The following is a 13,311-nucleotide window of genomic DNA, read 5'->3' as shown; positions in this document are numbered from 1 at the left end:
GCAGCGAACAACTAATATACTACCACAACCTTTGATTTTATGCAAGATTAAATTCTAAATTATTTTTAAATTATATGTTAAATTTTTTTGAAATTATGACCTAACCTACATTTTTAACCCATTTGCTTTTATAAATTTCTTCAGTACTTCTACGGAACGCTCGGCTAAAAGCTGATTTCTCTCCTTTTTTGACTTTACCCTCACGTCAAGCGGGGGGAGCAAACCGAAATTGGCTTTCATCGGCTGAAAATTCCTGGGATCGGCAGTAGCCACATAATTGCAAAGCGACCCTATCACGGTCTCCAATGGGAACGGAATGGGGGTTTGCCCTTTCATGCGGCGAACCATGTTAATTCCTGCTACTATTCCGGATGCCGCCGATTCTATATACCCTTCCACTCCGGTTATTTGCCCTGCAAAAAATAGCCCCTGAGCCGACTTTACTTCAAGCCAGGGATGTAAGAATTTAGGGCTCATTATAAACGTATTCCTGTGTATAAAACCGTAGCGCACGAACTCGGGGTCTTTTAAGCCCGGAATTTTACTGAAAACCCTTTTTTGTTCCGGCCATTTTAGGCTCGTCTGAAAACCTACCATGTTGAATAGAGTGCCTTCTTTGTTTTCTTTTCTGAGCTGAACTACAGCGAAAGGCTGCTTGCCAGTTCTCGGGTCTATTATTCCTACCGGCTTTAACGGCCCGAAAAGAAGCGTCTTGGGGCCTCTTTTCGCCATCACTTCGATGGGCATGCACCCTTCGAAAAATACCGGCTTTTCAAATTCTTTAAGGGGATGTACTTCGGCATTTATCAGTTCGTTGTAAAACTCCATATACTCCTCTTCTGTCATCGGCAAATTCACATAATCTTCGTCACCTTTGTTGTACCTCGAACCCCAGAAAGCAACATTCCAATCTATGGAATCCCTAGTAATGATAGGAGCAGCAGCGTCGTAAAAGTAAAGGTATTCCTTCCCCAAAAATTTGCTTATAGCTTTAGATAATGCCTCTGAGGTTAGAGGGCCAGTCGCTATAATGGCAGGAGGCTCGGGTATATTAACCACTTCTTCCCTTTTTATCTCAATTAGGGGGTGTTCCTCAATTGCAGCAGTTACAGCCGAGGAAAACCTTTCCCGGTCAACGGCAAGAGCCGCACCGGCCGGAACGCTGTTTTCCTCGGCTTTTTCTATGATCAAAGAACCCAAAAGCCGCATTTCTTCTTTTAAAAGCCCCGCAGCATTGGTGAGCTCGTTAGACCTAAGAGAATTGCTGCATACAAGCTCGGCCAGTTTGTCGGTATGGTGGGCCGGAGTAGTCTTTAACGGCCTCATCTCGTAAAGTTCTACCTTAAACCCCATATTTGCGATATGCCATGCCGCTTCGCATCCAGCCAACCCGCCGCCAATGACCTTTATCTTTTCCATCTTTCATCCCTCCGATTTTTTATAGCCGCATTCGGGATTAGTGCATACTGCGATCTTTTCGTTTCTCACAGTCTTTTCCACCATCAAGCTGCCGCAACGGGGACAAGGGATTTCGCTGGGTGGATCCCACAATACAAAATCGCAGTCGGGATAGTTGCTGCATCCGTAGAATTTCCGTCCTTTTTTTGATTTTCTAACTACTATATCGCCGCCGCACTTGGGGCATTTGACGCCAACCTGCTCTATTAGCGGCTTTGTATTCCGGCATTCCGGGAAGCCGGAACACGCCATGAATTCGCCGTACCTTCCGCGTTTTATCACCATATTTCTGCCGCATATCTCACACTTTTCATCAGTAACTTCATCTTCAATCTTCACTTCCTCGATTTTTTCTTCTGCTACCTTAAGCTTCTCCTTGAAAGGTTCGTAAAAAGATTCTACGATTCGCTGCCAGTTTTCCTCTCCCGATTCGATTTTATCCAGCTGATTTTCCATTTCTGCGGTAAAATCGAGGTCCACTATATCGCTAAAGTATTCCTTCAATATTTCGGTCACTATTTGCCCCAATTCCGTCGGCTTAAACCTTCCCTTTTCCTTTTTTACGTAACCCCTTTTTTGAATTGTATCTATAATGGGCGCATAAGTGCTCGGACGACCTATACCCCTTTCCTCCAGCGCTTTTACCAGCATGGCTTCAGTATACCTGGGTGGCGGCTGGGTAAAATGCTGTTCGGGTTTGATTTGTAAGAGCACGAGAGTCTGCCCTTCAGTAAGTTCGGGCAGCAAACCTTCTTCCCTTTCTGTTTCTTCGTCGGCTCCTTCTGTATAAACGGCCATGAAACCAGAAAATTTAAGGGTTGAACCTGAAGCCTTAAAAACATAGTCCCCCGCTTTTATTTCCGCTGAAACAGTATCGTACACCGCCGGTGCCATCTGGCTTGCCACGAACCTTTCCCATATCAATTTATAGAGTTTGTACTGGTCAGCAGTCAGTGAGTTCTTAATAGATTCGGGATGCCGGAAAACGGAAGTGGGTCTTATGGCTTCATGTGCATCCTGAATATTCTTTTTGTTCTTTTGAGCCGACGTACCGCTTCCTATATATTCTGTTCCATAATTTTTCAATATATACTCTCTGGCCTCTTTTTGAGCTTGTTCCGATATTCTAGTCGAATCGGTCCTTATATACGTTACAAGGCCGACAGTGCCCTCTCCCTCGATATCAAGTCCCTCGTAAAGCTGCTGGGCTACCATCATCGTCTTCTTGGCGGTAAAGCCCAGTTTTCTTGATGCTTCTTGCTGCATGGTGCTCGTCGTAAAAGGCGGTGACGGGTTGCGGCGACGCTCGCCTTTTTTGACCTCTACTACCGTAAAGATTTCTTTTTGCAAATCGGCTACGATTTTTTCCACCGCATTACGGTCTTTTAGACTTAGTTTTTCGTCGCCCCTGGAATGAAGCTTGGCAAGGAAAGCATTGCCACCTTCCTGACATGCAAGTTCTGCCTCAATCGTCCAGTATTCTTCAGGGACAAATTCAGCTATCTCCTTTTCCCTGTCGCATATCATCCTCACGGCCGCCGATTGAACCCTGCCGGCACTCAATCCCCACTTGACCTTGCGCCACAAAATCGGGCTTATTTTGTAACCCACCAGTCGGTCCAAAATTCTTCTCGCCTGCTGGGCATCTACCAGATTCATATCTATCTTTCGAGGGTGGCGCAAGGATTCGGAAACGGCATTTTTTGTTATTTCATGGAATTCCACTCTGCACGGGGATTCAAGTGGAAGCTCTAAAAGATGCGCAAGGTGCCACGATATGGCTTCACCCTCCCTGTCCGGGTCGGTAGCAAGCAAGACGTTTTTCGCTTTGGCAGCCTCTTTTTTTAAGTTTTCTATCAAGGGCCCTTTCCCTCGGATGGTTATATATTTTGGCATAAAGCCATTTTCAATATCAATGCCGAGCTGGCTTTTCGGCAGGTCCCTGACATGACCCATAGAGGCTACTACCTTGTATTCCTTTCCCAAAAAACGGCTGATAGTCTTTGCTTTGGCCGGAGATTCAACTATTATGAGCGACTTTGCCATATCATCACCTCAAATTTTCATTACATATCCTCCAGGCAATAATGTTATCATATTTTTCAGTTGAAGTCGGGTTATTACGGCGTTTATTTCCCCAGGAGGTTTATTCGTTTTTTGCACGATAAATTCTATATTCACGGGAGTATAATCTATCATGTCTAATACTTCCGATTCCTCTAACGTAAGGTCGGGCTCTTTTATTTCTGCAGAATCATTTTTCCTTAAATTCAGTTCCTCCAATATATCGTTTGCGCATTCTACTAATTTCGCTCCCTGCTTTATAAGCTTGTGAGTACCGCGGCTGTAAGGGCTGAATACACTCCCGGGCACCGCAAAAACGTCCCTGCCCTGCTCTAAAGCAAAATCGGCAGTAATCAACGCACCGCTTTTTTCAGCCGCTTCTACCACCAGCGTCCCCCTCGTCATACCGCTTATAATTCTATTTCTAGCAGGAAAATTAGATGGCAAGGGTTTCGAATTGGCAGGAAAGCTGGTAATGACACACCCCTTTTTAACTATCTTTTTCATAAGTTCGTGATTTTCCAGGGGATAAACAACGTCTATACCGCATCCCAGAACGGCCGTGGTGGGGCCGCCAGCTTTTAGAGCGCCTTTATGGGCAAAAGAATCGATGCCCCGGGCCATCCCGCTTACGACGTTTATATTGAATTCTGCAAGTTCCCCGGCTATTTGCTCCGCTATTTTTTGCCCGTAAGATGTGGGTTTTCGCGTCCCCACTATCGCAATAGATTCCATATTTAACACAGATGCTTCTCCCAGAACGTAAAGTACCACGGGCGGATCATAAATTTCCGCCAAAAGCCGGGGATACTCTTCGTCTTCGATGGTTATTATTTTAGCTCCGAGTTTTTTTATCCTTTCTATCTCATCGAAAGGATTAACTTTTTTTCTGAATTCCAATATTATATCGCATATTTTGGGAGTGACTTCCGGCACGCTCAGCAATCTTTCTCTCGTCGCGTTCATAAAATCCGAATAGGTGTTAAAGCAATTTAATAATCCCCTTATCCTCACTGGCCCGAGGTAGGGGATCATATTCAGAGCCACCAACAACTCAAGCTCTGCCATTGCCATCCCTCAGTATATTAGTATTCTATACCAGGTTGCGCAGATATACCTTTTTTGTAATGGTGCTTTATTTCTTTTACTTCGCTCACCATATCAGCTTTTTCCATCAATTTTTCCGTAGCATAACGACCCGTCAGTACCAGCGTGGTCCTCTCGGGTTTTAAATCTATCAAATTCAGAACCTCTTCTTCGGGTATCAGGCCGTAATCTACGGCCACGTTTATTTCATCAAGTATGACAAGGTCATACTCTCCACTGGAAATGACATCCCTGGCCAATTCAATACCTTCTCTGGCTATTTTCAAATCTTCCGGGGCGGGATTTCCCTTTTTAACGAAACAATCTCTCCCCTTTTGAACCAGCTGGAAGTTGGGTAAATACTTTGCGGCCTGCACTTCACCGTAATCGGGGCTCCCCTTCATGAACTGAATCATATATACCTTTTCCCCGTGTCCGATTGCCCTCAAAGCCAACCCAAAAGCCGCTGTAGTCTTGCCCTTGCCATTTCCTGTATAAACCAAAACCAGTCCCTTTTTGGATTTCATATGTATCACTCCTTTAACAAAAAATGATAACATATATTCCCTTTTTGGTCAAAGATTATTGGGGCAAAACATCGCTTGTCACAAAATGGTATTTTTTGCTATGTCCCGGGAAATTTTTTCCCCTCATACCTTTAAATATTGGAAGTATTTATCCAGGTTCCTAAATTGCAAGGCCTCGGCCAGGTGAATTTCTTTGATGTTTTCCGACTGATCCAAATCCGCTATGGTCCTCGCCACCTTCAGAATTTTATTGTGAGCCCTTGCACTTAACTTTAACTTTTCGAAAGCCTCCTTCATTAAAAGTTTTTCAGCCTTGCCCAGCTTGCAGTATTTATTTACCATAGCCGGGGTAAGCTGGGAATTATAGAAAATGTTTTGCCCCTTATAACGCATAAGCTGCAATTTTCTTGCCAGTTCAACCCTGTTTCTTATTGTGGCCGAATCCGTAGAGTTGACTTTTTCCAAATCGGAAAACGCAACGGGTAAAACACCAACCTGCATATCTATCCTATCGAGCAGCGGCCCTGAGATTTTGCTCAAATAACTATGCACTTTGTGTGGCGGGCAGGAACATTCGTGGAAAGGGTCCTGAAAATATCCGCACGGACATGGATTCATAGCCGCAACCAGCATGAAACTTGCAGGATAGGTAACCGTCGCGTTCATTCTTGAAATGGTTATCTTGCCTTCTTCCAGCGGTTCGCGAAGCAGTTCCAAAATTTCCTTCGAGAATTCCGGCAACTCGTCTAAAAATAAAACACCGTGGTGTGCAAGGCTTACTTCGCCAGGCCTTGGTATTCGACCGCCGCCCACCAACCCCACCGGGGTAATACTGTGGTGGGGTGCCCTGAACGGCCTAGTCTTTATCAAAGAAGATTTGCCCGCCAAAAGCCCGGCAATACTGTAAATTTTTGTTAATTCTAAGGATTCTTCAAAAGTCATGGAAGGTAAAATCGTGGGAATACGCTTTGCTATCATCGTCTTGCCCGAACCGGGAGGTCCAACCATTATGAGGTTGTGATGGCCGGCTGCCGCTATCTCCAAAGCTCTTTTTATAACCTCCTGCCCTTTTACCTCCGAAAAATCCCCTTCGAAATCTAAGCTAAACGCGTCCTGGACTTTGGATGCTATATCATCCGGTTTAAATTCACCTTTAAAATATTCCACTGCTTCTTTCAAGCTTTTTACACCTATTACCTCTATACCTTTAATTACAGCAGCCTCCTCGGCGTTTTCCAATGGAACAACTATCCCTTTTAAAGCTTTCTGCTTTACCTCTATCGCCATAGGTAAAATTCCATTTATCGGCCTTACCCTTCCATCGAGAGATAGTTCCCCAACAATCGCATACCCTTCTAGCGCACTTGCCGGAACTTGTTCGGTAGCAGCTAAGATACCCAAGGCAATCGGAAAGTCGAAGTGAGGGCCTTCTTTTTTTATGTCAGCCGGTGCAAGATTCAGCGTAATCCTTTTTATGGGAAAATCAAAATCCTGATTTTTTATAGCTGCTCTCACCCGCTCCCGCGACTCCCTGACCGCCGTGTCCGGAAGTCCCACAATATCCAATGTTGATATAATTCCCACATGTTATATTCTCCTCAAAAGGCCAATTTATTTCAACTTCCCCGCCAGGTTTTACAGTAACAGTTATATCCAACATATCTATTATTTCTCTTTTTTCTTTAAAAGTCAACGTTTCTAGATGTTCTGAATACTTCTTTATGACCTCCTCAAATCTCAACGGGTGCTTCTTTTCAAATTCCATTTCTTCCAACTTCATCTCTTCTATCCTTATTTCTTCCATTAAGGCATCAATTTGCTTATTGATTGGTTCAATTCTTCTAGACAAATCTTCTTTTGTAATTATGTTGTTTAGATACAGATCTATAAGTCTATCTTTTTGTCGTTCCAGTTGAGATAAACGGTTTCTTTTTTCCTTTATCTTTTCCTTTATCGCGTCGGTTTCCTCAGTTATCCTTTCGCTTGCCAGTTTTTTTAATTCTTCGATAATAATATCAGGGTTTTTGAGTCTCTCTTTTACTGCCGCCCAGACTATATCGTCAACGCCGAGTGTTTTTCTGTTGGTATGAGCTGGGAGGATGGGGGATTTGCATGTCTCTAAACTTACAATTCTTTTTTTGCCTGAGCACCTGTAGTATGGCTTCCCGCTTTGAGGCGTGGTGTAGTATTTTCTGCCGCAAAACCCGCAAACTATCCTGCCAGCCATTAAGTATTCATGTTTGCGTCCCACTCTTGTTTTAATCCCGTTTTCCTTTATTTTGGCATGTGCTTCTTCCCATAGTTCTTTCGGAATAATGGGGGGAACTTGCACCTTTATCCATTGATCTTTCGATCTCTTCCGATACCTTCTTTTTCTGTCTTCGCTTATTTCTGTTTTAAACTTGAAATTATAAAAGTTGCCTATATAAACCTCATTGTGGAGAATTCTATTCACCGTTGACGTATACCACTGTTTCCCGTGAGGAGGCGGGATTTTTTCTTCGTTAAGCCTTATAGTTACAGCACCTATTCCTAGCCCTTCTTTAGCAATCCAGTAAAACATCTTCCGGACTATTTCGGCTTCATGTTCGACTATTTCAAATTGAGGGTTTTCACTGTCGCCGTTGTAAATATAGCCGTAAGGCCCGGGGTGCCCAGGCCATCCACCGGGAATAACTATTTTGCCGGAGTGTGCTTTTGCATACCGCCCCGCCATAGTTCGCTGTTTTATCTTTGCCCTTTCATACTGGGCGAAAGCCCCTTTCATCTGGAAAAATAGGTTATCTTCAGGGCTGTCCGGGTCGCCTCTTGAATGGGTTACGAATTCGAGTTTAGCATATTTTTCCACTATTTCTGCAAAAGCTAACTGGTCGTACAGGTCTCGTGCCCACCGGTCTACATCGTAGCACACTACGAGGTCAAAGAACCCCTGCTTTACCTTTGAAATTAGTTCTTGCAGTGCAGGTCTGTTAGGGTCTGCACCGCTGTAGCCCTCATCTTTAAAAATAGTAATTGATGTTGCGCCAAGCTCTTTAGCTTTTTGCGTAGCTTTTTCGATTTGGTCTTGTATTGAGTATCCTTTTGTTTGCTCTTCAGTCGATACTCTGGCATATATGGCAGCTCTCATAACGACTTATACCGCCGGGGATTTATCATTTGTTCGATTTATTCTATGATTTTTGTCCCTACCGGCGGGGCTACACCTCCTTCCCCTGTTCTTATGATATCATAAATGATTTGTTATGAGATGTTGTTAAACCACTTAAATCTTTATCGTGAATAATTTCCTCTACATCAATAATGTTATATTTCTCTAAAAATTTTTTTAAAACGAAATCGTAAGCCTTTCGGATCTTCTCTTCAGCGCCATCTTCATTTGTAATCCCTTTTCTGAATTTATATTCTATCATTTATTTCATCGCCACACATAACTTATTTTCTATTTTTTCTCTACCAAGCAAAATGGTGGCGTTCTTATTCACCTCCCCGTAATACAGAAGAGAAAAAGAGTTTAAGGAGTTTATAGAAATAAAAAAAGGCAACCCGGCCGTATTACGACCGGATTGCCCTGTCTAATTGATTCCTCTTCTGCCAATTTTCAAAGGATACAATATTTGGATAACATCCGTTCTTAAGGAGATCGTCAATCCCCTTACCTTTCTCTATTTCCCACCATGCAAATTGTACTTGGATACCTTTACTTCTCAGTGCCTTATAAAGTTGGTATGCCGCTTCAGCAACGTATATATTGGTTGCAGCATCGGCATCGTAGCAAATAATAGCTTCCTGTATCTTTTTTCGTTTTAACTCTTCCACTATTCTAGTACGTTTCCACGTATTAACACCTGGCACACAAATAAATATTTCTCCCATTTTTTCTGCAGAGTAGTCACCTTTAAGCGGGCCTTCGGTTATCCAGACCCGTTTCGGTACATTTTTTGTGTTCACTAGTTTTGTTGGCACTGCAACATGATATACCGCTGTTGCTTTTGTGCCGTTTTCCCTTCCTGCCGATGATAGCCAGCAGTACTTCCTGCCTTTTGAGCGATCGTCTGTCCTGATTTGTATACCCCATATTTTACCTTCAAAATTCCTACAAGGAATCAAGAGGCCATTGTCTTCTACCAGCATCCATCTGCCATCTTTCTGATAAAATCCCGGGATGTCAGCTACGCTGGTCGTACTTGCAATTCTTTCTGCTAATTCTGCTAGGTCTTCAGAGGAATTTAATGACTTATATCCTTTTATTCTTATTAATTCTCCCGAAAAACCTCGCCCAAGTAAATGATAGTAATGTTCTTTTTTTAGGTCGAGACATCTCAGCAATGTATTGTAAACTTTGTCGAGCTGTTTTATATTTAATTTTGTTGTTTGCCTTTCTCGCGGAAAGCGATATGAACACTTATCGATCTGCCCTTTCTGTATTATTTTCTCAGTAATTTTCCCTGCTGCAGCACATCGTTGGCAATAGAACACCCCCTTAACTGGATTTATATAGAGATGTCCCTTATGGTCGTTGCAGAAAGGGCAGTCACCACGCAGTTCGTCTCCTGCGGCACGACGGAGGTTGCGCACTTCACTAATGCTAAGTTCATACATCTGGAGCATTCAGTAACCCCTCCACATTTAGGAATGGGGCTTCCCATGCTTTGTGGGAAGCCCCGTCTTTCTTACGCGCTCTTTTCAATCAACACATTATCTACAAGCACAGCTCCATCTTTATATGAAAGGATCTCTGCACTGAAATCCTGATATGGTGCAACTTCCAACAGCCCGTCCCCTACTGCATAGACTTCGCATAATTCGCCTTTGCCGAAGGGGCCTTTCATGCATGCCGCCCGTATATATGTGAACACTCCTTTAGACGTTACTTTCTTTTTCGCTGGAGTTAGAGCTTTGAATATCCCCTCTTTCTCATCTCTTTCTTCTTCATCTAAATGTTCTTCGTTTAAATATTCCTCGGGTGTCCCTCCCTCTTGTATGGAGAATACTTCTTTGCTTTCGTCGCCCGTTTCCATGGTTTTTTCGTCATATTCGGTTTCATATTCTTCGTCTTCTTCATCGATGACATCCTCATTGACAGGTGGATAAAGCAGTTCAGGTTTTTCATCTTCATCGGCAGGTTCTATCCCTATGTTGCAAGTGATGGGGAGAAAGTCTAGGTTAAAATTAAACTTTTCGGGCTTAAGTTTATTTTTTATCATTGCAGCTACCTGTTCGAAGTTAAGGTCGCCCATATCAATATATAAGACGGGTTTAACGGTCTTTATTCTTTTACCTTTAACAAACGGATGTAGTTCCTGCATTCTCACCTTAAGCTTTAAGGGGATGAAGCTGACTTTTCCGAAGATGCCACGGAGAATAGTTAGTGCATTCCTTATATTAACGTAACTATTAAAGCTGCCGGTATCGAGACTGTATACCCCGAGAATGCCCGGCACCTTGTAGAGTATCACGTTGAGTGTGGCAACTTCGGTGCATCTTTGAGTTTTGTAGAACTTGCATTCTTTATACGGGCACGGGTATTTTACCCATTTTCTTCCGCTGCCGTCCTCCACTTCCAGTTCTTCGCCCGTTTCTGCATGTATGAAACGGCCGTTGTTGTAGATTATGCCGTATTCTTCGCCTCCGCCGCTTACAATATAGTCTGCTGAAACCGATGCGACTTCACCATCGCCTCTGCAAAGCAATCCGTATTGTTCGCCGTAACGTTTAAGGAAAATGGGGAAAAAGCTGTCTATATCTTCAGAGGGTATTAGTATATCTAGCTCTTTTGGTTTTGGCCCGTATATTGCTTGTACTTCAGGCGGCACTACGAAATAATCGACAGCCCGGGGGATCCCCTGTTCGTCTTTCACCCCCAGGGCTATTTTCCCTAACCTGGGCAGACGTACAACGTCACTCCAACCCTTTATAGCCATGGGAAAACCTCCTTTATCGAAAATTATCGAAAATACGCAAAATAACCTTATAATCTCCTCACATTGTTCTTATGTTTTTATTTTATGCATTTTAAACTAATAAAACAAATGTTCGCTCTCCTCAAATTTGCAGTTTTCATAATAGGTTTAATAATTTTTCTTCCGCTTTCTCAAATTTTTTCAATTTTTTATCGAACATTTGTTTGTTTTTTAAAAGAGCCAGCTAATGAGCAACCGAATCGTGGGCCAATGTTATAAGTATAGAAAAAGCCTGTTTTGCTTCGTTTTTAGGCCCGCTGTAAAGCGCATATGCTAAAGAAGATGTTATATCGTCAAGCGGAGAAATGTATAGGACTTCTTCAGGTTCTTTCGGAAGGAGGAGAATATCATTACCCTTCTTAGCAAACGGCACGCGAACGATAGACAAATACGACCATTCCTGGTAATCCTCTGCGGTAACACCGAACAGGCCGTCATTAGTGAGGACAAGTATCATGTCAAGTGGGGTGTCAAAGTTGCTATCGCATGCCGAACAATGGCACTGGCTCTCGGTATTCTTATTCACCAAGCCGATCAACCTGCACCGACCTAACTTATCTCGTTTGACGGTATTCATGATTTGGCGGTAAGGAACGGAAATATATGGCGAGCTGCATATAGGGCAGGCTTCGGCTTGTAAGACGTGAAATGACATCGGCTTTCCTCCTCCACTTAGCAGAATTCCAAAATTTCATCATGCTCAAGACTGGACAAGGCATAATACATAAGGATTTTAAAAGACCACAATATATTCCCTACACTGGCTTTATCCCTAAACTTATTATTAAGTATATCTATTGCACCACTTGAATAGAGCCGAACTAATTCAATGGCTAGCTTGTATGAAGAACTGTGTTCAAAGTCAAATGGTTCGGTGGTTGGAAGGTAATATCCTTCGCAGTCGGAATGGTAACACAGCGCAGGGCAGTGCTCATAACTATAGTCACAACCGTTCTTGGCGCATTCTTCCAATATTTCGCGTACGGTTTCTTCTGTATTTGCCGGAATGCCTTTCTTCAAGTATTCGAAAACCTTGTCGCAGAAAGAACGCAGATAGTGGATAGTGGAATAAGAGCCCACCTTGGATTCGAACATGAGTGCTTCATCATCAATTATGAACTTATACTTAGCAAGTAATGGTTGTAAGTCAGGCAATTGGCTGTTTGGACCGTATAAATGGTAGAACAAATTAATGAAATACGTATCTTCCTCTGTACGGCTGGACAATCGTCCCAGCGCTACCAAATATTCAAGAGTCTGCGGTGAAATGGTTCTATAGTAAGTTGCTGCATCTTGTATTGCCTTTCTTATTGTTTTCTTTATTTCACCGTGAAAAGATGTTTCATCAAGCCTTGCGATCAAATATTCATCCTTTGGGATTAGAGTTAAATCTAATCCCATCTTAACCCCTCCTATCTTTTGAAACATAACTCAAGTTTAACCCCACAACGATTTCCTCCCTGTTGTTTGGTAATCATCCGCTTAGTTTGATCGTAGCTATAGCTTCTAGGATATTGCCGCTGCACAATTTTCCCCAGAACAGTTTGCGGCATTCGCTGTTAATGTTGGTAGCTTGTCGAAGTGCAGCCGAGATGTCATCGTAGGCTTCGGCAATGATTTGGGCAAGTTCCTTCAGTTTGTCGGCTTCGTTGAGACGTTTATACAAAGTTATCAGAAGTTTCCTGTCTTGAGGTGGGGCGAGCCCATATAACTGCCAGAGCGGGTAGAGCCACTGAGGCCCCCAGTAACCATACTGAAACTTTGACTTGTGTCTATACCATCCCTTTGTGTATCCGACAATATCTCTCTTAAAGAGGTCGTTGAACATCGTAAAGAACGGTGAATTAGGGCGCAGGTATTTAAACACGGTAAGCCCAGCGGCTTTATTTTCTCTATAAGTACCCTTGGTGACACACTCGTAGCTACCCTGATGGCTCTTAAGCCCCCGTGCGTCTACGGTGCGGCCGCACAAAGGGCATTTAACATCGGCCATTTCTTTCACTCCCTCCTACTTTAACGAAAAATAAGCAATTCATCTCCACCTTCTATAAGGTGGAGATGAATTGCTTGATCCACGGGGCAACCCATTCTCATGAAGCAAATTTACACTGTGTGACTTCCTGGTTCAAAAAACTTGACTGTTTTTATCTCCAGCCAAGCCGGCCCCCAGACCAGGCTTTCGCCTCCTTCCCGGATATTTGATTTGCCCTCCGAGG

At 43.3% G+C, this 13,311-nt stretch carries 12 protein-coding genes; all 12 read right to left on the bottom strand.

Annotated features, from left to right (window positions below; translation table 11 throughout):
* Positions 1-105: 105 nt before the first annotated feature.
* Positions 106-1,419 (bottom strand): methylenetetrahydrofolate--tRNA-(uracil(54)-C(5))-methyltransferase (FADH(2)-oxidizing) TrmFO, encoded by a 1,314-nt coding sequence (gene trmFO, locus AN618_RS04800; RefSeq protein WP_066352735.1) that lies wholly within the window; start codon positions 1,417-1,419, stop codon positions 106-108.
* A 3-nt stretch (positions 1,420-1,422) separates the two neighbouring features.
* Positions 1,423-3,504 carry a type I DNA topoisomerase gene (gene topA / locus AN618_RS04795; protein ID WP_066352733.1) on the bottom strand — a complete coding sequence of 694 codons (2,082 nt, stop codon included), beginning with the start codon at positions 3,502-3,504 and terminating at the stop codon, positions 1,423-1,425.
* 9 nt (positions 3,505-3,513) lie between these two features.
* On the bottom strand, positions 3,514-4,596 hold the full coding sequence (gene dprA / locus AN618_RS04790; protein ID WP_245628404.1) for a DNA-processing protein DprA: 1,083 nt from the start codon (positions 4,594-4,596) through the stop codon (positions 3,514-3,516).
* A gap of 11 nt (positions 4,597-4,607) precedes the next feature.
* The gene (gene cobO, locus AN618_RS04785) at positions 4,608-5,135 is read right to left on the bottom strand and encodes a cob(I)yrinic acid a,c-diamide adenosyltransferase (RefSeq protein ID WP_066352726.1); all 528 of its coding nucleotides are present in this window, start codon (positions 5,133-5,135) and stop codon (positions 4,608-4,610) included.
* A gap of 123 nt (positions 5,136-5,258) precedes the next feature.
* A complete protein-coding gene (locus tag AN618_RS04780) occupies positions 5,259-6,719 on the bottom strand; it encodes a YifB family Mg chelatase-like AAA ATPase (protein WP_083515052.1) in 1,461 nt (486 codons plus the stop codon).
* Positions 6,619-8,262 (bottom strand): recombinase family protein, encoded by a 1,644-nt coding sequence (locus AN618_RS12595; protein ID WP_083515051.1) that lies wholly within the window; start codon positions 8,260-8,262, stop codon positions 6,619-6,621. The genes AN618_RS04780 and AN618_RS12595 overlap by 101 nt, the downstream gene beginning before the upstream one ends.
* Before the next feature lie 91 nt (positions 8,263-8,353).
* Complete coding sequence (locus tag AN618_RS04775; protein ID WP_066352724.1) at positions 8,354-8,545, bottom strand: hypothetical protein; 192 nt, start codon at positions 8,543-8,545, stop codon at positions 8,354-8,356.
* A gap of 142 nt (positions 8,546-8,687) precedes the next feature.
* Complete coding sequence (locus AN618_RS04770; RefSeq protein WP_066352723.1) at positions 8,688-9,743, bottom strand: DUF3854 domain-containing protein; 1,056 nt, start codon at positions 9,741-9,743, stop codon at positions 8,688-8,690.
* Positions 9,744-9,805: 62 nt separating this feature from the next.
* Positions 9,806-11,056, bottom strand: a complete 1,251-nt coding sequence (locus AN618_RS04765) for a recombination directionality factor (RefSeq protein ID WP_066352721.1) — start codon at positions 11,054-11,056, stop codon at positions 9,806-9,808.
* 223 nt (positions 11,057-11,279) lie between these two features.
* Positions 11,280-11,750, bottom strand: coding sequence for a hypothetical protein (locus AN618_RS04760; RefSeq protein WP_066352719.1), 471 nt, complete (start codon positions 11,748-11,750; stop codon positions 11,280-11,282).
* Positions 11,751-11,767: 17 nt separating this feature from the next.
* A complete protein-coding gene (locus AN618_RS04755; RefSeq protein WP_066352717.1) occupies positions 11,768-12,496 on the bottom strand; it encodes a hypothetical protein in 729 nt (242 codons plus the stop codon).
* A 73-nt stretch (positions 12,497-12,569) separates the two neighbouring features.
* Positions 12,570-13,088, bottom strand: coding sequence for a hypothetical protein (locus AN618_RS04750; RefSeq protein ID WP_066352714.1), 519 nt, complete (start codon positions 13,086-13,088; stop codon positions 12,570-12,572).
* Positions 13,089-13,311 lie beyond the last annotated feature (223 nt).

It is taken from the genome of Fervidicola ferrireducens (assembly GCF_001562425.1).
Classification (GTDB): domain Bacteria; phylum Bacillota; class Thermosediminibacteria; order Thermosediminibacterales; family Thermosediminibacteraceae; genus Fervidicola; species Fervidicola ferrireducens.
Note: the sequence above shows the minus strand (reverse complement) of the source record. Positions and strands in the feature narration are given on the sequence as shown.